This is a genomic window from Geodermatophilus sp. CPCC 205761 (genome assembly GCF_051383655.1).
Lineage (GTDB): Bacteria > Actinomycetota > Actinomycetes > Mycobacteriales > Geodermatophilaceae > Geodermatophilus.
The window spans coordinates 1-18,127 of sequence record NZ_JALPKQ010000024.1 but is presented as its reverse complement, the minus strand read 5'-3'; the positions used below and the strand labels follow the sequence as shown (position 1 = coordinate 18,127).

General features: G+C 74.4%; 16 protein-coding genes and 1 pseudogene. 5 read left to right on the top strand and 12 right to left on the bottom strand.

The genetic code is table 11. The features are described from left to right. Position 1: 1 nt before the first annotated feature. From alaS to MY526_RS15520, 4 genes are all read right to left on the bottom strand, one after another. Positions 2-2,686, bottom strand: coding sequence for an alanine--tRNA ligase (gene alaS / locus MY526_RS15535; RefSeq protein ID WP_436694641.1), 2,685 nt, complete (start codon positions 2,684-2,686; stop codon positions 2-4). 54 nt (positions 2,687-2,740) lie between these two features. Continuing rightward, complete coding sequence (locus tag MY526_RS15530) at positions 2,741-3,028, bottom strand: hypothetical protein (protein ID WP_436694642.1); 288 nt, start codon at positions 3,026-3,028, stop codon at positions 2,741-2,743. Continuing rightward, positions 3,028-3,453, bottom strand: a complete 426-nt coding sequence (locus MY526_RS15525) for a DUF948 domain-containing protein (RefSeq protein WP_436694643.1) — start codon at positions 3,451-3,453, stop codon at positions 3,028-3,030. Before MY526_RS15525 ends, MY526_RS15530 begins: the two co-directional genes overlap by 1 nt. A gap of 149 nt (positions 3,454-3,602) precedes the next feature. After that, positions 3,603-4,934: a replication-associated recombination protein A gene (locus tag MY526_RS15520; RefSeq protein WP_436694644.1), complete on the bottom strand. Its 1,332-nt coding sequence runs from the start codon at positions 4,932-4,934 to the stop codon at positions 3,603-3,605. A 34-nt stretch (positions 4,935-4,968) separates the two neighbouring features. On the opposite strand from MY526_RS15520, the gene MY526_RS15515 reads away from it, so the two are divergent. Together MY526_RS15515 and MY526_RS15510 are read left to right on the top strand one after the other, a co-directional pair. Continuing rightward, positions 4,969-5,826, top strand: a complete 858-nt coding sequence (locus MY526_RS15515) for an aldo/keto reductase (protein WP_436704387.1) — start codon at positions 4,969-4,971, stop codon at positions 5,824-5,826. Between the two features lie 346 nt (positions 5,827-6,172). Further along, the gene (locus MY526_RS15510) at positions 6,173-6,484 is read left to right on the top strand and encodes a DUF559 domain-containing protein (RefSeq protein WP_436694646.1); all 312 of its coding nucleotides are present in this window, start codon (positions 6,173-6,175) and stop codon (positions 6,482-6,484) included. Between the two features lie 84 nt (positions 6,485-6,568). On the opposite strand, the gene MY526_RS15505 is transcribed toward MY526_RS15510, so the two are convergent. After that, positions 6,569-7,660, bottom strand: coding sequence for a pyridoxal-phosphate-dependent aminotransferase family protein (locus tag MY526_RS15505; RefSeq protein ID WP_436704385.1), 1,092 nt, complete (start codon positions 7,658-7,660; stop codon positions 6,569-6,571). An 18-nt stretch (positions 7,661-7,678) separates the two neighbouring features. Between MY526_RS15505 and MY526_RS15500 the strand changes: the two genes are divergently transcribed. After that, positions 7,679-8,176 (top strand): ASCH domain-containing protein, encoded by a 498-nt coding sequence (locus MY526_RS15500; RefSeq protein ID WP_436694648.1) that lies wholly within the window; start codon positions 7,679-7,681, stop codon positions 8,174-8,176. A 1-nt stretch (position 8,177) separates the two neighbouring features. On the opposite strand, the gene aspS is transcribed toward MY526_RS15500, so the two are convergent. The 4 genes from aspS to MY526_RS15480 form a co-directional block, all read right to left on the bottom strand. Beyond that, positions 8,178-9,953 carry an aspartate--tRNA ligase gene (aspS, locus tag MY526_RS15495; protein ID WP_436694649.1) on the bottom strand — a complete coding sequence of 592 codons (1,776 nt, stop codon included), beginning with the start codon at positions 9,951-9,953 and terminating at the stop codon, positions 8,178-8,180. Between the two features lie 17 nt (positions 9,954-9,970). Beyond that, the gene (locus MY526_RS15490; protein ID WP_436694650.1) at positions 9,971-10,951 is read right to left on the bottom strand and encodes an aldo/keto reductase; all 981 of its coding nucleotides are present in this window, start codon (positions 10,949-10,951) and stop codon (positions 9,971-9,973) included. Beyond that, complete coding sequence (gene hisS / locus MY526_RS15485; protein WP_436704384.1) at positions 10,951-12,219, bottom strand: histidine--tRNA ligase; 1,269 nt, start codon at positions 12,217-12,219, stop codon at positions 10,951-10,953. Before hisS ends, MY526_RS15490 begins: the two co-directional genes overlap by 1 nt. Positions 12,220-12,322: 103 nt before the next feature. Then, positions 12,323-13,018 carry an MBL fold metallo-hydrolase gene (locus MY526_RS15480; RefSeq protein ID WP_436694652.1) on the bottom strand — a complete coding sequence of 232 codons (696 nt, stop codon included), beginning with the start codon at positions 13,016-13,018 and terminating at the stop codon, positions 12,323-12,325. Positions 13,019-13,185: 167 nt separating this feature from the next. On the opposite strand from MY526_RS15480, the gene MY526_RS15475 reads away from it, so the two are divergent. Both MY526_RS15475 and MY526_RS15470 read left to right on the top strand, forming a co-directional pair. Continuing rightward, positions 13,186-13,998 (top strand): peptidylprolyl isomerase, encoded by an 813-nt coding sequence (locus MY526_RS15475; protein ID WP_436694653.1) that lies wholly within the window; start codon positions 13,186-13,188, stop codon positions 13,996-13,998. Beyond that, complete coding sequence (locus tag MY526_RS15470) at positions 13,995-14,726, top strand: peptidylprolyl isomerase (protein WP_436694654.1); 732 nt, start codon at positions 13,995-13,997, stop codon at positions 14,724-14,726. The genes MY526_RS15475 and MY526_RS15470 overlap by 4 nt, the downstream gene beginning before the upstream one ends. Before the next feature lie 4 nt (positions 14,727-14,730). On the opposite strand, the gene MY526_RS15465 is transcribed toward MY526_RS15470, so the two are convergent. From MY526_RS15465 to MY526_RS15455, 3 genes and pseudogenes are all read right to left on the bottom strand, one after another. Further along, a complete protein-coding gene (locus tag MY526_RS15465) occupies positions 14,731-17,190 on the bottom strand; it encodes a RelA/SpoT family protein (protein WP_436694655.1) in 2,460 nt (819 codons plus the stop codon). Positions 17,191-17,281: 91 nt separating this feature from the next. Further along, a complete protein-coding gene (locus MY526_RS15460; protein ID WP_436704383.1) occupies positions 17,282-17,881 on the bottom strand; it encodes an adenine phosphoribosyltransferase in 600 nt (199 codons plus the stop codon). Beyond that, positions 17,878-18,127: pseudogene (locus tag MY526_RS15455) on the bottom strand (protein translocase subunit SecF); the annotation flags it as partial. The gene MY526_RS15460 and the pseudogene MY526_RS15455, both read right to left, overlap by 4 nt.

Here is an 18,127-nt window from a genome sequence, read left to right as displayed (position 1 = left end):
CTCACCTCCCTGTGGCGGTCGCGACCGCCTGTTCGCCGGCCTGGAGGGCCGCGGGGATGCCGGCGGGGTCGGTCCCGCCTCCCTGGGCCACGTCTGTCTTGCCGCCGCCGCGGCCGCCGACCGGTGCCGCCGCCGCGCGCAGCACGTCGTTGGCCGACAGCCCACGCTCCTGGGCGGCCGGGTTGAGGGCCGCGACGACAGCCACCTTGCCCTCCGACTCCGACGCGAGCAAGACGACCGCCGGACGGTCGGCCGGGAGCCGGCCGCGCACGTCGAGGGCCAGCGTGCGCAGATCCCCGCCGCCCAGGCCGCCCGGCGAGCCGGTGACCACGGCGACCCCGCCGACGTCCCGGGCTCCGGCGGCCAGCTCGCCGGCCGCCGCGAGGGTCTGCTGGGCGCGCAGCTCGGCGAGTTCCTTGTCGACGTCCCGCAGCCGGGCGAGCATGCCGCTCACCCGCTCGGCGATGCCGTCGGTCGGGGTCTTGAGCAGGTCGGCCAGCTGGCGGACGAGGTCCCGCTCGCGGGCCAGGTACCGGAACCCGTCCAGCCCGACGACCGCCTCGACCCGGCGGGAGCCGGAGCCGACCGAGGACTCGCCGGTCAGCGCGAGGGTGCCGATCTGGGCGCTGCCCTGCACGTGGGTGCCGCCGCAGAGCTCGCGCGACCACGGGCCGCCGATCTCCACGACGCGCACCTGCTCGCCGTAGGTCTCGCCGAACAGCGCCAGGGCGCCGAAGGCCCGCGCCTCGGGCAGGGTCATGTAGCTGGCGGTGACCCGGTGGTCGGCGCGGACGGCGGCGTTGGCGACGTCCTCGATGTCGTGCCGCTGCTGGGCGGTGAGCGCACCCTGCCAGGCGAAGTCCAGCCGCAGGTAGCCGGGCCGGTTGTAGGACCCCGACTGGAGCGCCTGCGGGCCGAGCACCTGGCGCAGCGCCGCGTGCACCACGTGGGTGCCCGAGTGCGCCTGGCAGGCCGACAGCCGCCACTCGCGGTCCACCTCGGCGACCAGCTCGGCGCCCTCGCGCAGCTCGCCCTCGAGCACCCGCACCTGGTGGGCGACCAGGCCCTTGACCGGGCGCTGGACGTCGAGCACCTCGGCCCGCCCGCCGTCCCAGGTCAGGACGCCGGCGTCGGCCACCTGGCCGCCGGACTCGGCGTAGAACGGCGTCCGGTCGAGGACCACGCGGGTGATCTCGCCCGGGCCGGCGGTGGCGCTCGCCCCCTCCTCGTCGGCGAGGTCGGAGACGACGCCGAGCACGCGCGACTCGGTCCGCAGCGTGTCGTAGGCCCGCCAGTCGGTGGGGCCGTGGTCGGCCAGCAGCCGGCGGTAGGCCAGGACGTCGACCGAGCCGGTCTTCTTGGCCCGGGCGTCGGCGCGGGCCCGGTCGCGCTGCTGCTGCATGAGCGCGCGGAACCCGTCCTCGTCGACGGCGACGCCCTGCTCGGCGGCCATCTCGAGGGTGACGTCGATCGGGAATCCGTAGGTGTCGTGCAGCGAGAACGCCTGGTCGCCGGACAGCCGCGGCCGGTCGCTCTTCTTCGCCTCCCGCACCGCGGTGTCGAACAGCGTCGTCCCGGCCGTGAGGGTGCGGCGGAAGGCCTCCTCCTCCGCGTAGGCAACCGCGGAGATCCGGCCGAAGTCGGTTGCCAGCTCGGGGTAGCTGGGGCTCATCGCGTCGCGGGAGACCGGCAGCAGCTCGGGCAGCGTGGCCTCGTCGACGCCGAGCCGCTTCATGGAGCTGATCGCGCGGCGCAGCAGCCGGCGCAGGATGTAGCCGCGGCCCTCGTTGCCGGGGGTGACGCCGTCCCCGATGAGCATCAGCCCGCTGCGCACGTGGTCGGCGACGACGCGCAACTGCACGTCGGCGTCGTGATCGCGGCCGTACGTGACGCCGGCGAGCTCCGCGCCGCGGCGCAGCACCGGTGAGACCTCGTCGATCTCGTAGAGGTTGTTCACCCCCTGGAGCAGGTAGGCGACCCGCTCCAGGCCCATCCCGGTGTCGATGTTCTGCTTGGGCAGGTCACCGACGATGCGGAACTCCTCCTTGCTCCGCACGTCGTCGAGTTCGTACTGCATGAACACGAGGTTCCAGATCTCGAGGAAGCGGTCCTCGTCCACGACCGGACCGCCGTCGCGGCCGTGCTCCGGACCGCGGTCGTAGTAGATCTCGCTGCACGGCCCGCCCGGCCCGGGCTGGCCGGTGTGCCAGTAGTTGTCCTTGTAGCCGCGGCGCTGGATGCGCTCGTCGGGCAGCCCGGCGATCCGCCGCCAAGCGTCGGCGGCCTCGTCGTCCTCGTGGAAGACGGTGACCCAGATCTTCTCCGGGTCGAAGCCCAGCCCGCCGCCGTCCACCGACCCGGTGACCAGCTCCCAGGCGTACTGGATCGCGCCTTCCTTGAAGTAGTCGCCGAAGGAGAAGTTGCCGTTCATCTGGAAGAACGTGCCGTGGCGGGTGGTCTTGCCCACCTCCTCGATGTCGAGGGTGCGCACGCACTTCTGCACGCTGGTCGCCCGCGGGTAGGGCGCGGGCTCGCGGCCGGTGAGGTACGGGATGAACGGCACCATGCCGGCGACCGTGAACAGCAGCGACGGGTCGGGCGAGACCAGCGAGGCGCTGGGCACGACGGTGTGGCCGCGGGTGGAGAAGTGCTCCAGGAAGCGGCGGCGGATCTCGGCGGTCTGCATGGTCCTACTCGGGAGTCGAGGTGCGGGCGGCGGCGCCCGCGGGCGGTGAGGTGGTCAGTGGTCGGCGGCGTGCGCCCCACGACGGGCCGGCAACTGGATCTGGTCCCCCGTGGGCAGCGGGGCGTCCAGGCCGGTGCCGGCGCGGAGCTCCTGCTCCCGCTCGGCGGCGGCCGCGCGGACGTCGGCGCCGAACTCCCCGATCGCGTCGGCGAGGTCGCGCAGCCCCTCGACGAGGGCGCCGGCGATCCCCTGCGGCGTGAGCTTCTCGGCGGCCCGGGACACCTTGCGGACGACGAGCGCGCCGATGGTGATGCCCATGGCGAGCCAGAACAGCCGGCGCATCAGGCGGCCCGCCGGGCGGCCCGGCGCTCGCGCCGCGCGGCCTTGTCACGAGCGGCGGCGTCGGCGATCGCCTGGCCCTCTCGCTTCTTCTTCGCGGCGCTGCGGACGCCGTAGCTGAAGGCGGCGGCCTTGATCAGCGGGCTGCCCAGGGTGGCGGCGACGACGCTGCTCAGCGCGGCGACGTTGCTCGACACGTTGGCCGCGTTGCCGGTGATGTCGTCGACCCGCTCGAGGTTGCTGTTGACGTGGGCGACCGTCGTCGAGGCCTGGCTGAGGATGGGGGCGCTCTGCTCCCGGGCCTGGCGGATGGTGAGGGTCGCCTCGTCGAGGGTGCGCCCCAGCTTGAGGATCGGGACGGCCAGCAGCACCACCAGCAGCACCAGGGCCAGGGCTGCGATCAAGCCGGCCCACTCTCCTGCGGACACGCGGTCTCCTGTTCCTCGGCGACTGATTCCTCGTCGTCTGCGGCGGTTCGGCCGGCGGTGCGTCCCGCCCCGGACCTGCCGGCGGGCGTCGGCCCGGCGTGGTCACAGTAGTCGCGGGCCCGGGCGCCCGTCCGTGCCCCGCCGGGCGGTCAGCGGCCGCGGCGCACGATCGCGCGGAGCTTGGCCAGGCGGGCCGCGATCGGCCCCTCGGCGCCCCGGCTCGTGGGGCGGTAGTAGTCCCGGCCGACGAGCGCGTCGGGCGGGTACTGCTGCGGCACGATCCCGTCGGGCGCGTCGTGCGGGTAGCGGTAGGTGGAGCCGTGGCCGAGTTTCTTGGCGCCCGCGTAGTGGGCGTCGCGGAGGCCCGGGGGGACCGGGCCGGCCAGGCCGGCGCGCACGTCGGCGACCGACTCGCCGATGCCCACGGTGATCGCGTTCGACTTAGGCGCCGTGGCCAGGTGGACGACGGCGTGCGCCAGCGGGAAGTGCCCCTCCGGCATGCCGATGAAGGCGACCGCGTCCGCGGCGGCGACCGCGGTGAGCAGCGCGGTCGGGTCGGCCATGCCGATGTCCTCGCTGGCGGAGATGACCAGCCGCCGGGCGATGAAGCGGGGGTCCTCCCCCGCCTCCACCATGCGGGCCAGGTAGTGCAGCGCGGCGTCGACGTCGCTGCCGCGGATCGACTTGATCAGCGCGCTGGCGACGTCGTAGTGCATGTCGCCCTGCCGGTCGTAGCGGACCGCCGCCTGGGCCACCGCCGTCTCCAGCGTGGCCAGGTCCAGCACGTCGGTGCCCGCGGCCTTCGCCGCGCCCGCGCCCGACTCCAGCGCGGTGAGCGCCTTGCGGGCGTCGCCGCCGGCCACCCGGAGCAGGTGCTCCTCGGCCTCCTCGGTGAGCGTGACGGCCCCGTCGAGCCCGCGGTCGCTGGTCAGCGCCCGACGCAGCACCGCGCGGACGTCGTCGTCGGAGAGCGGCTGAAGGGCCAGCACGAGGCTGCGCGACAGCAGCGGGCTGACCACGGAGAAGAAGGGGTTCTCGGTGGTGGCCGCGATCAGGCTGACGATCCGGTCCTCGACGGCGGACAGCAGCGAGTCCTGCTGGGTCTTGGAGAAGCGGTGGACCTCGTCGATGAACAGGACGGTGCGCCGTCCGGCGTAGGTGAGCTCGCGCTTGGCGCTCTGGATGACCGCGCGGACCTCCTTGACCCCGGAGTCGAGCGCCGACAGCTGGACGAACTGCCGCTTGGTGGCCAGGGAGATGACGTGCGCCAGGGTCGTCTTGCCGGTGCCCGGCGGCCCGTAGAGGACCAGCGACATCGGCTCGTCGCCCTCCACCAGCCGGCGCAGCGGGGCGCGCGGACCCAGCAGGTGCTGCTGGCCGACCACCTCGTCGAGCGCGCGCGGCCGCATCCGGACGGCCAGCGGGGCGCCCGGGTCGACCGCCGGGGTCTCCTCCGGCGCCGGGTCGAACAGCGAACTCACGGTTGCGACGCTACCCGCGGGGCACGACAGCCCCGTGCAGAAGCGACACATCGGGGACCGGACCGTCAGCGCCATCGGGCTCGGCGCGATGCCCCTGTCCACCAAGACCGACCGGCCGTCGCCGGCCGACGCGGAGGCGGTCGTGCACGCCGCGCTCGACGCCGGCGTGACCCTCATCGACACCGCCGACGCCTACTCCCACGACGAGGCGGAGTTCGGCCACAACGAGTCGGTCGTGGCCGCGGCGCTCGCCTCGTACGGGTCCGGCGCGGCCGACGTGCTGGTGGCGACCAAGGGCGGGCACACCCGGCGCGGCTCGGACTGGGGGCTCGACGGGACGCCGGCCTACCTGCGTCGCGCCTGCGAGGCGTCGCTGCGCCGGCTCGGCGTCGAGGCGATCGGGCTGTACCAGCTGCACCGGCCCGACCCGGACACGCCCTGGGAGGAGTCGATGGGGGCCCTGCGGTCGCTGGCCGACGACGGGCTGGTGCAGATGGTGGGCATCTCCAACGCCGACGTCGCGCAGATCGACGTCGCCCGGTCGATCGTGGGTCCGGCGCTGGTGAGCGTGCAGAACCAGTTCTCGCCCGGCTGGCGGTTCTCCGCCGACGAGGTGAGCCACTGCGCCGCGCACGGGCTGGCGTTCCTGCCGTGGAGCCCCTTCGGCGGGGTGTCGGCGGCGGGGTCGCTGGACGCGACCGCGCCGGCGTTCAGCGCGGTCGCCGAGGAGCTGGGCGTGTCGGTCTACCAGGTGACGCTGGCCTGGCACCTGGCGCAGTCGGACGCGGTCATCCCGATCCCGGGGGCGTCGCGGCCGGCGTCCATCGTCGACTCCGCGGCCGCGGCACACCTGCAGCTGAGCCCCGACCAGCTCGCCCGCCTCAACGCCTGACCCCTCCCGCAGTTGATCTCGTCGGGTGGCGGTCGCCTGCGGCGCGTCGGGCCCCCACCCGACGATGATCAACTCGGCTGCCGGCGCGTCCACAGGCCCGGCGCTCCTCCACAGATCCCGCCGGGACGCGGCCACCTGAGCCACGACCTCCACGTCCGGCTGGACGACGCCGTCGACCGGCACGAGCGGCTGGCGCTCCTGAGCACCGCCCTGCCGCCGGACGCCGCCTCACCCCGGACGGGCTCGACCGCCGGCTGGCCCGGGCGCGTCGCGCCGCGGGGTGGTGCGGGCGCGGGAGTGCGCACCGCTGCTGTCTGCCCTGGCGATGTCCCGCCCGGAGAGCCTGATGCGGTACTGGCTGGTGCGCAGCGACCTCCCCGAGCCGCAGCCACAGGTGCCCGTGCGCGACCGGTGGGGCCGGGTCGTCGCGCACGGGGACCTCGGCTACGAAGCGTGGAAGGTCGTGCTGGAGTACGAGGGGCGGCAGCACGCCGAGGCCGGGCAGTTCGGCCGGGACATCGACCGCTACTCGCTCATGGCCGCCGACGGCTGGCTGGTGCTCCGCTTCGCCGCCCGGCACGTCGGCGGACCGCGGCTCGTCGTCGACCGCACGCGCCGGGCGTTGACGACCCGCGGATGGCGCCCCTCCCCCCGTTGATCATCGTCTGGGAGCTGTCCGGCGCGCCGAGGGCAGCCGCCGGACGGCGATGATCAACCGGGGGAAACAAGTCACGCGGGGGGCTCAGCGGCCCAGCACCTCGCGCAGCGCCGCCAGCACGAGAGCGACCGTGTCCGGCCGGGCGTTGTGACCCATCAGGCCGATCCGCCAGACGGTGGCCGCGTACGCCCCGACGCCGCCGCCGATCTCGAGGTCGTAGCGCTCGAGCAGCTCCTTGCGCACCGCGGCGGAGTCGACGCCGTCGGGCACGCGGACCGTGGTCAGCTCCGGCAGCCGGTACCCCTCGGCGGCGAACAGCTCCAGCCCGAGCTCCTGCAGCCCGTCGTGCAGCAGCCGGCCGGCCTCGGCGTGCCGGGCGTGCACCGCGTCCAGCCCCTCCTCGAGCACCCGGCCCAGGCCCGCGTGCAGCGACACGACCATCCCGGTCGGCGCGGTGTGGTGGTAGGTGCGGCCACCGGAGCCGGCCGCCTCGCCGGCGTACCCGCCGAGCATGCCGAGGTCCAGGTACCAGCTCTGCGGCTTCTCGATCCGCCGCTCCCAGGCCCGCTCGTTGATCGTGAACGGCGCCAGTCCCGGGGCCACGCCCAGGCACTTCTGCGAGCCCGAGTAGGCGAGGTCGACGCCCCAGTCGTCCAGGCGCACCGGGATGCCGCCCAGCGACGTGACACAGTCCGCGAGCAGCAGCGCCTCCCCCTTGCCGGCGGCCAGCGGCTCGAGGTCCGAGCGGACGCCGGTCGAGGTCTCGGCGTGGACGGCGGCGATCAGCTTCGGCGAGGGGTGCGCGGCCAGCACCCGCTCGGCGTCGACCGGCTGTCCCCACTCGTGGTCCACGCGGACCACCTGCGCGCCGCAGCGCGAGGCGACGTCGACCATGCGCTCGCCGAACAGCCCGTTGACGGCGACCACCACGACGTCCCCGCGGCCGACCGTGTTGACGAAGGACGCCTCCATCCCCGCCGACCCGGTCGCCGACAGCGGCAGGGTGCGCCGGTTCGTCGTCCCGAACACCTGGCGGAGCCGGTCGGAGGTCTCGTCGAGGATCCCCAGGAAGACGGGGTCGAGGTGGCCCAGCAGCGGCTGGGTGAGGGCGACGGTCGCCTCCGGGTAGGGGTTGGAGGGGCCGGGTCCGAGCAGGGTGCGGGCACGCAGCGGCATGTCCAGCAAACTACCGGCGTGACTCCCGACCAGCCGGGCGACCTCGATCGCGACGCGGCGTCCGCGCTGTGGCGGGACTACGTCGCCACGCTCCCCGCCCCGCCGCTGGAGGAGCCCACCGTCGAGCGGTTCGGTGACGGCGTCGCGCTGGCCGACGAGCTGCTCGCGCTGGTCCTCGCCGGCACCAAGCGGGCGACGGCCGGGCTGGTCGCCGACTTCGCCGCCGACGGCGAACCGCTGCCCCGGATCGGTGGGCACTGGGTCGTCTGCGACGGCGCCGGCGTCCCCCGCTGCGTGCTGCGCAGCGTCGAGCTGCGGATCGGCCCCCTGGCCAGCGTCGACGACACCTTCGCCTGGGACGAGGGCGAGGGCGACCGCACCCGCGCCGGCTGGCTGGCCGGGCACGAACGCTACTTCCGCCGCACCCTGGCCGCCCGGGGCCGCGAGTGGTCCGACGACCTCGAGGTGGTCTTCGAGCGCTTCCGCGTCGTCTGGCCCCCCGAGGTCGCCGAGTGACTCAGTGCGCCGGGTTGGTCGGCCCCGGGGCGCCCGGCTCGCCGGGCAGCGCCGGCTCCTCCGGCTGGACGTCGATGCCCGCCTCCTTGCGCTGGGCGTCGGAGATCGGCGTCGGCGCGCCGGTGAGCGGGTCGAACCCGGCGCCCGTCTTCGGGAAGGCGATGACCTCGCGGATCGACTCCACCCCGGCCAGCAGCGCCGTCAGCCGGTCCCAGCCGAGCGCGGCGCCGGCGTGCGGGGGCGGGCCGTAGGCGAACGCCTCGAGGAAGAAGCCGAACCGCTCGCGGGCCTCCTCGCGCGACATCCCGAGGGTCTCGAACACCCGCTCCTGCAGGTCGGCGTCGTGGATGCGGACCGAGCCGCTGGCGAGCTCGTTGCCGTTGACCACCAGGTCGTAGGCGTCGGACAGCGCGCCGGCCTTGTCCTCGGCGAACCGTTCCCGCCACTCGGGGGTCGGCGAGGTGAACGGGTGGTGCATGAACGTCCAGTCGCCGTCCTCGGTCTCCTCGAACATCGGGAAGTCGACGACGAACAGGAACGACCAGCTGCCCGGCTCGATCAGCTCCAGCCGCTTGGCGATCTCGTTGCGGGCCGCCCCCAGCAGCTCCTGCGACGAGCGCCGTTGGCCGGCGGCGAAGAACACGCAGTCCCCGGGCCGGGCGCCCACGGCCGCGAGCAGGCCGGCGCGCTCCTCCTCGGAGATGTTCTTCGCGACCGGCCCGCCCAGCGTCCCGTCCTCGGCGATCGTCACGTAGGCCAGGCCCCGCGCCCCGCGCGACTTCGCCCAGTCCTGCCAGGCGTCGAACGCCCGCCGCGGCTGCGACCCGCCCCCGGGCATGACCACGGCGCCCACGTAGGGCGCCTGGAACACCCGGAACGGCGTGTCGGCGAAGTAGGACGTCAGCTCGGTCAGCTCGATGCCGAACCGCAGGTCCGGCTTGTCCGAGCCGAAGCGGTCCATCGCCTCGCGGTAGCTCATCCGCGGGATCTCCGGCAGCTCGTAGGCCGCCAGCTCCCGCCACAGTGCGCGGACGACGTCCTCGACGACGGCCAGGACGTCGTCGCGCTCGACGAAGCTCATCTCGAAGTCGAGCTGGGTGAACTCCGGCTGCCGGTCGGCGCGGAAGTCCTCGTCCCGGAAGCAGCGGGCGATCTGGTAGTAGCGCTCCAGGCCGCCGATCATCAGCAGCTGCTTGAACAGCTGCGGCGACTGCGGCAGCGCGTACCACTTGCCCGGCTGCAGCCGGACGGGGACGACGAAGTCCCGCGCCCCCTCGGGCGTGGAGCGGGTGAGGTTCGGCGTCTCGACCTCGACGAACCCGTGCCGCGCCATCACCCCGCGGGCGATCCGGCTGATCTCGCTGCGCAGCCGGATGGTGCGGGCCGGGCCCTGCCGGCGCAGGTCCAGGTACCGGTACCGGTAGCGGACGTCGTCGGACGCGGCCTGGTCGGTCTCGATCGGGAACGGCAGGGGCGCGGCGGTGGACAGGACCCGCAGGGCCGAGGTCGCCACCTCGATCTCCCCGGTCGGCAGCTCGGGGTTCTCGTTGCCCTCCGGGCGGCGGCGCACCTCCCCGGTGACCAGCACGCAGAACTCGTTGCGCAGGTGGTGTGCCTCCTCCTCGCGGACGACGACCTGGACGTAGCCCGAGGCGTCGCGCAGGTCGAGGAAGACGACCCCGCCGTGGTCGCGGCGGCGGGCCACCCAGCCGGCGAGGGTGACCGTGGAACCGGCGTCGGTCGCGCGCAGCGTGCCGGCGTCGTGGGTGCGGAGCACAGGAACTGCCTTTCGGGTTACCAGCGGTCGTGCACGTGGGCGCGGATGCGCTCGTCGTACACGCGCTCGAGGTCGGCGAGCTGGGTGTCGGTGAGGGGGGCGAGCGAGGCGGCCGCGACGTTGCCGCGGACCTGCTCGACGGAGCGGGCGCCGGGGATCACCGTGGTGACGCCGGGCTGGTCGATGACCCAGCGCAGCGCGAACGCCGCCGTCGGGGCGTCTCCGGAGACCTCGGCGACCTCTCGGGCGGCTGCGACGCCGACCTCGAACGGCACGCCGGCGAAGGTCTCGCCGACGTCGAAGGCCTCGCCGTGCCGGTTGAAGTTCCGGTGGTCGTCGGGCGGGAACGTCGTCGACTCGTCGTACTTGCCGGTGAGCAGGCCGCTGGCCAGCGGGACCCGGGCGAGGACGCCGACCCCCGCCTCGGCCGCCGCGGGCAGCAGCTCCTCCAGCGGCTTGCGGCGGAACACGTTGAGGATGACCTGGATCGTCTGCACACCCGGGTGCGCCAGCGCCGTCAGCCCCTCGGCCACGGTCTCCACCGAGACGCCGTAGGCGGCGATCGCGCCGTCGGCCACCAACCCGTCGAGCGTGTCGTAGACCCGCTCGTCGGAGTAGACCGCCGGCGGCGGGCAGTGCAGCTGGACCAGGTCGAGGGTGTCGACGCCGAGGTTGCGCCGCGACCGGTCGATCCAGGCGCGCAGGTTCTCGGGCGTGTACTGGGCGGCCTCGAACGGATCGGCGCGGCGACCGGCCTTGGTCGCGACGAACGGCCGGTCCGACCGGGCCACGAGCGCCCGCCGGATCCGCTGCTCGGAGCGCCCGTCGCCGTACACGTCGGCGGTGTCGAACAGCGTCACCCCCGCGTCCAGCGCCGCGTCGAGGACCGCTGCGGCCGCGTCGTCGTCGACGTCCCCCCACTCGGCGCCCAGCTGCCACGTGCCCAGGCCGACGACGCTGACGTCGGCCCCTGTCCGCCCGAGCGGTCGCTGCTCCATCACTCCCCCACCGTCGCACGTCGCACCGTCTGGAACAGCTCGGCGACCGGGACGGCGGTCTGCTCGCCGGTGCGCAGGTCCTTGAGCTGGCCCACCCCCTCGGCGAGGTCGCGCTCCCCGATGACCACGGCGTGCGAGGCCCCGGACCGGTCGGCGGCCTTCATGGCGCCCTTGAGCCCGCGGTCGCCGTAGACGGTGTCGGCCGAGACGCCGGCCGCGCGCAGCTGCCCGACCAGCCGCACCGCCAGCCGCTTGGCCTCGGCCCCCAGCGGGACGACGAACGCCTGCACCCCGGCCGCCGCGCCGATGTCCAGGCCCTCGGCCGCCACGGCCAGCAGCGTCCGGTCCACGCCGACCGCGTAGCCGATGCCCGACACGTCCGGCCCGCCCAGCGCCGCGGACAGCCCGTCGTAGCGGCCGCCGCCGCCGATCGCCGACTGCGCCCCGAGCCCGTTGTGCACGAACTCGAAGGTCGTCTTCGTGTAGTAGTCCAGCCCGCGCACCAGCCGGGGCGCCTCGGTCCAGGTGACGCCGAGGTCGGTGAGGTGCTGGCGGACGGCGTCGTAGTGCGCCCTCGTCGAGTCCGACAGGTGGTCGACCATCAGCGGGGCGTCGTCGAGCTGCGCCTGCACCTCGGGGCGCTTGTCGTCCAGGACCCGCAGCGGGTTGATCTCGGCACGCCGGCGGGTGTCCTCGTCCAGGTCCAGCTTCGCGAGGAAGTCCACCAGCAGCTCGCGGTACTGCGGCCGGCAGGTGGCGTCACCGAGCGAGGTGAGCAGCAGCTCGAAGTCGGTCAGCCCCAGGTCGCGGAAGCCCTGCACGCCGAGAGCCACCACCTCGGCGTCCAGCGCGGGGTCGTCGACGCCGAGGGCCTCCATGTCGACCTGGGTGAAGTGCCGGTAGCGGCCGGCCTGCGGGCGTTCGTAGCGGAACGCCGAGCCGACGGTCCACAGCTTGACCGGCAGCGCGCCGGTGTGCAGCCGGTGCTCGATGAACGCCCGCATGAGCCCGGCCGTGAGCTCCGGGCGGAGGGTGAGCGAGCGGCCCCCGCGGTCGTCGAAGGTGTACATCTCCTTCGTCACGACGTCGGTGGACTCCCCCACCCCGCGGGAGAAGACGGCGGTCTCCTCGAACACCGGCGTCTCGACGTAGCCGTAGCCGGCCCGCCGCAGGGGCGCGGTGAGCGTGTCGCGGACGGCCAGGAAGCGCGCCGACTCCGGCGGCAGCGTGTCGAAGGTGCCCTTCGGCGCGGTCAGGCCATTGCTCACAGCGCCCTCCGTTCGACTCCGGGCTCGTTCCGCTCCTCGGTCGCTGTCCCCCGCAAGCGGGAGGTGCCCCCAGCCTGGAGCGCTGCTCGCTCCCCCGTCGTCTTCACAGCCCGCGCCCCTTCGGCGCGGGACCCGCACCGGCGGCCGCCTCGGCCAGGTACGGGTTGGTCGCCCGCTCCCGCCCGATCGTCGTGGCCGGCCCGTGCCCGGGCAGCACCACGGTCGCGTCGTCCAGCGGCAGGACGACGTCCCGCAGCGACCGCAGCATCGCGTCCCAGGACCCGCCGGGCAGGTCGACGCGGCCCACCGACCCCGCGAAGAGGACGTCGCCGGCCAGCAGCCCCGGCGCCTCGCCCAGGTCGACGGAGAACACCACGGAGCCCTGGGTGTGCCCCGGCGCGTGCCGGACGGTCAGCTCGACGCCGGCGAGCGAGAGCACCGCGCCGTCGTCGAGCGGCAGGACGTCGGAGGGGTCGGGCAGCGCGACGCCGGCGATCAGCGGGGCCAGCTGCGGACCGTGCCACCGGGCGGGGTCGGCGAGCATGCCGAAGTCGCTCGGGTGGAGGTAGGCGGGGATGTCGTAGCCGTCGCAGACGGGCAGCACCGAGAAGGTGTGGTCGAGGTGGCCGTGGGTGAGCACGACGGCGACCGGCTTGAGGCCGTCCTCGGCCAGCATCCGGGCCAGCGGCTCGACGGCGTCCATGCCGGGGTCGACGACCACGCACTCCTGCCGCGGCCCGGGGGCGACGGCGTAGCAGTTGGTGCCGAACGCGCCGGCCGGGAACGAGCGGATGAGCACCCGTGCAGGTTACGCGGGGCAGTTCCGCCGCTCCGGGGCTCTCCGGCTGCCGGTGGAGCGGCGGCATCGCCACCTAGACTCGCGGATCGACCAGCGGTGCGTGGACGCGCCTCCCGGCTGCCAGCCGCGCCCCGCCGCAGCACCCGTCCGTCCGAGGAGTACCACCCGTGCCCAGCAACAAGCAGCGGCGGCAGGCCGCCCAGCGCCGCCTGCAGCGTCAACTCGAGCGCCGCGCCGAGCTGGCCCGCAAGCGCCGGCGCAACGTGCTGATCGGCGTCACCGTCGTCGCCGTGCTGCTCGTCCTCGGGGCCGTCTGGCTGATCACCGGCGTCGGCGGGGACGACCCGGCCGACTCGGCCGCCGCCGACCCGACGCCGTCGTCCTCCGCACCGGCCGTCGACGGCAGCGACGGCACCTGCGACTTCACCGCCGACGCCTCCGGCAACCCCGACCTGACCGAGGTCGGGACGCCGCCGGCCGAGGTCACCCCCTCGGGCACCACCGCGCTGACCATGACGACGAACTTCGGCCCGGTCGGGCTGACCCTGGACCAGGCCGCCGCGCCGTGCGCATCGGCGAGCTTCGCGTACCTGACCGGCCAGGGCTTCTTCGACGGCACCGTCTGCCACCGGGAGACCGACAGCGAGGGCCTCAAGGTCCTGCAGTGCGGCGACCCGAGCGGCACCGGCCGGGGCGGCCCCACCTACGAGTTCCCCACCCAGGTCACCGGCAGCGAGACCTATCCGCGCGGCACCCTGGCCATGGCCAACAGCGGCGACGGCTTCGACGGCAGCCAGTTCTTCCTGGTCTACGGCGACAGCCAGCTCTCCCCCGACTACACCGTCGTCGGCACCATCGACGAGGCCGGGCTCGCCACCCTGGACACCATCGCCGCCAACGGCAACGACGCCAGCAACGGCCCCGGGGACGGCGCGCCGACCCAGGAGGTCCGCATCGAGACGATGACGATCGCCGCGTGACCGCGTCCGCGACGGCGCGGCTGCGGGCCGCGACCGGGCTGGCCGGGGCCCTGCTGGCCCTGGTCGCCTGCTCCGGCAGCGCGCCGGACTCCGGCGAGCAGGCCGGCCCGGGCGGCGGCTCCGACGGGGGCGGCGGCGCCGGCTCGGGCGGGACGGTGAGCTGCGACTGGTCGACCGACGAGTCGGGCAACCCCTATCTCATCGACGTCCGGCCGCCGGCCGACGACGTGCCCGCCGAGGGCACCGTGGACCTGCTGATGTCGACCAACCTGGGCGACCTCACCCTGACCCTCGACCAGCAGGCCACCCCGTGCGCCGCGGCCAGCCTGGTCCACCTGGCGGAGGTGGGCTTCTTCGACGACTCCCCCTGCCACCGGCAGGTCGACAGCGCGGGGCTCCAGGTGCTGCAGTGCGGCGACCCGACCGGCACCGGCGCCGGCGGGCCGACCTACACCTTCCCCACCGAGGTCACCGGCGAGGAGACCTATCCGCGCGGCACCATCGCGATGGCCAACAGCGGGCAGGGCTTCGACGGCAGCCAGTTCTTCCTCGTCTGGGGCGACAGCCAGCTGTCGCCGGACTACACCGTCGTCGGCACGGTGGACGACGCGGGGCTGGCCGTCCTCGACGTCGTGGCCACCAACGGCAACGACGGCTCCATGGACCCGAGCCCCGGCGGCGGCGCCCCCACCGTGCCGGTGAGCATCGAGTCGATGACCGTCGTCTAGGACCTCAGGCCGTCACGCGCTCCACGTCGAACACGCCGTCGACGTTGCGCACGGTCTGCAGCACCGCACCCAGGTGGGCCGGGTCGGCCAACTCGAAGGTGAACCGGCTGACCGCCACCCGGTCCCGGCTGGTCTGCACCGACGCGGACAGGATGTTGACCCGCTCGTCGGCCAGCGCCTTGGTGACGTCGGAGAGCAGCCGGTGGCGGTCCAGCGCCTCCACCTGGATGGCCACGAGGAACACCGCCCCCGGCTGGCTGGCCCACTCGACCTCGACCAGCCGCTCGGGCTTGCGCTTGAGGTCCTCGGCGTTGGTGCAGTCGGTGCGGTGCACGCTCACCCCGCCGCCGCGGGTGACGAAGCCGAGCACGCCGTCACCGGGGACCGGCGTGCAGCACTTGGCGAGCTTGGCCCAGACGTCGCTCATGCCGTGGACGACGATCCCCGGGTCACCGCCGGCCGGGCGGCGGTGCACCGGCCGCTTGGTCGGGATGGCGGTCTCGGCGATGTCCTCGACGGCGCCCTCGGCGCCGCCCAGGGCGTTGAGCAGCTTCTCCACCACCGAGGCGGCCGAGATCTGGTGCTCTCCCACCGCTGCGTACAGCGCGGTGACGTCGGCGTAGCGGAGGTCCTTGGCCAGCGTGGACAGCGCCTCGCCACCGAGCAGCCGCTGCAGGGGCAGCCCGGCCTTGCGCATGGCCCGGGTCAGCGCCTCCTTGCCGGCCTCGACGGCGTCCTCACGGCGCTCCTTGGTGAACCACTGCCGGATCTTGGTCCGGGCGCGGGAGGAGCCGACGAAGGACAGCCAGTCCTTCGACGGGCCGGCCGTCGGTGACTTGGAGGTGAAGATCTCGACGACGTCGCCGTTGTTGAGCGTGCTGTCCAGCGACACCAGCGTGCCGTTGACGCGGGCGCCGATGCAGCGGTGACCGACCTCGGTGTGCACCGCGTAGGCGAAGTCGACCGGGGTGGAGTTGCCCGGCAGGCTCACGACGTCGCCCTTGGGCGTGAAGACGAAGACCTCCTGCGGACCGAGGTCGTAGCGCAGCGTCTCGAGGAACTCGCCGGGCTCCTGCGCCTCGCGCTGCCAGTCCAGCAGCTGGCGCAGCCACAGCATGTCGTCGGGCGAGCCGGCCTTGGCGCCGCCGAACTCCCCGGCCGCGGGCTTGCCGCCGGCCCGCGCCTTCTCCTTGTACTTCCAGTGCGCGGCGATGCCGTACTCGGCGGTCCGGTGCATGTCGTGCGTGCGGATCTGCAGCTCGACCGGCTTGCCCTGCGGCCCGATCACCGTCGTGTGCAGCGACTGGTACATGTTGAACTTCGGCATCGCGATGAAGTCCTTGAACCGCCCCGGTACCGGCTGCCAGTGCGCGTGCATGATGCCCAGAGCGGCGTAGCAGTCGCGGACGGAGTCGACCAGGATGCGGATGCCGACGAGGTCCCAGATGTCGGCGAAGTCGCGGCCGCGCACGATCATCTTCTGGTAGATCGAGTAGTAGTGCTTCGGGCGGCCGGTGACGACCGCCTCGATCTTCGCGGCCTTGAGCTGGTCGGTGACCGCGGTGGTGACCTCGGCGAGGTAGGTGTCCCGCGACGGCGCCCGCTCGGCCACCAGGCGGACGATCTCGTCGTACCGCTTCGGGTACAGCGTGGCGAAGGCGAGGTCCTCGAGCTCCCACTTGATGGTGTTCATACCCAGCCGGTGGGCCAGCGGGGCGAGGATCTCCAGCGTCTCGCGCGCCTTCTTCTCCTGCTTCTCCGGCGGGAGGAAGCGCAGCGTGCGCATGTTGTGCAGCCGGTCGGCCAGCTTGATGACCAGCACCCGGGGGTCGCGGGCCATCGCGACGATCATCTTGCGGATCGTCTCGGCCTGCGCCGCGTCACCGAGCTTGACCCGGTCGATCTTCGTGACGCCGTCGACCAGGTGGGCCACCTCGGGCCCGAACGCCTCGGTGATCGACTCCAGCGTCTGGCCGGTGTCCTCGACCGTGTCGTGCAGCAGCGCGGCCACCAGCGTCGTGGTGTCCATGCCCAGCCCGGCCAGGATGGTGGCCACCGCGAGCGGGTGGGTGATGTAGGGGTCGCCGCTCTTGCGCTTCTGCGCTGCGTGCGCGCCCTCCGCGACGTCGTAGGCGCGCTGCAGCAGGGCGAGATCGGCCTTGGGGTGGCTCTGCCGGTGCAGCGCCGCGAGCGGCTCGAGCACCGGCCGGACGACGCCGCTGCGCTGGCCGGCCACGATCCGCCGGGCCAGCCGGTCACGGACCCGGCGCTTGGGCGCGCCCTGGACGTCCTGCTCGCCCGGCGGCTCGGATCCCACGTCGTCGGGACGGCGGACCACCGGCCGGCTGGGCAGCGGCGGTCGCTCGACCGGAGCCTGCTCGGGGGCCTCGGTGCCGGTGCCGGCGGGCAGGGCGGGCGCATCGGGCCGCGGGGCAGCCACGTTGGTGGCGGCGTCGGGGCCCATGGCGACTCCTGCAGGCCGGAGGAGAGACGACCCACCCCATGCTAGTCGGGCCGCGTGTCGCCGCGTGCCCGCCGGGTCGACGGTGTCCCCCTCAGGTGGTCCAGAGCGCGTGCACGGCGTGCGGGGCGACCCGCTGGCGGCCGCCGAGCCGCGCCAGCTCGACGACCACCGCGACCGCCGTCAGCACGCCGCCGAGGCCCTCGACGAGCGCGACCGCGGCGGCCAGGGTGCCGCCGGTGGCCAGCACGTCGTCGACGAGGAGCACCCGCTGGCCGGGCCGGATGGAGTCGGTGTGCAGCTCGAGGGTGGCGGTGCCGTACTCCAGCGTGTAGTCCGCCGACACCCGCTCGCGGGGCAGCTTGCCGGCCTTGCGGACCGGCACCACGCCGACGCCGGCCTGCACCGCGACCGCGGCGGCGAGCAGGAAGCCGCGGGCCTCCACGCCGACGACCACGTCGAAGCCCGGATCGCCGTCGGTCGCCAGGGCGGCGACCCGGGGGTCGGCGAGCGAGGCCGTGGCCAGTCCCGCCACCATCCGGCGGAACGCCGGCCCGTCGGCGAAGACCGGCGTCAGGTCGCGGAAGACGACGCCCGGGCTGGGGAAGTCCGGGACGTCGACCGCGAGCGCCGCGATGAGCTCGTCCAGCGGCGGCGTGCCGGCGTCGGCGGCCGGCACGGCTCCGGCGCTCACCGGCGCTTCTTGGCCGACGAGCTGCCGGACCGGCGCGCACCCGGCCGCTGCGGGCGGGCACCCGGCCGCGGTGCCGCGGTCGCCCCGGTGCGCGGCTCGGGCCGCACCGACTCCGGCGACTCGACGACGACGTCGGCCGCCGCGGGACCGAGGTCCTCCTCGCGCTCGGCCAGCGCCACCCCGGCCGGGCCACGGGCCGCGCCCCGGGCGCGCCGGGCGCTGGCCACCGGTGCCGGGCCGGCGAAG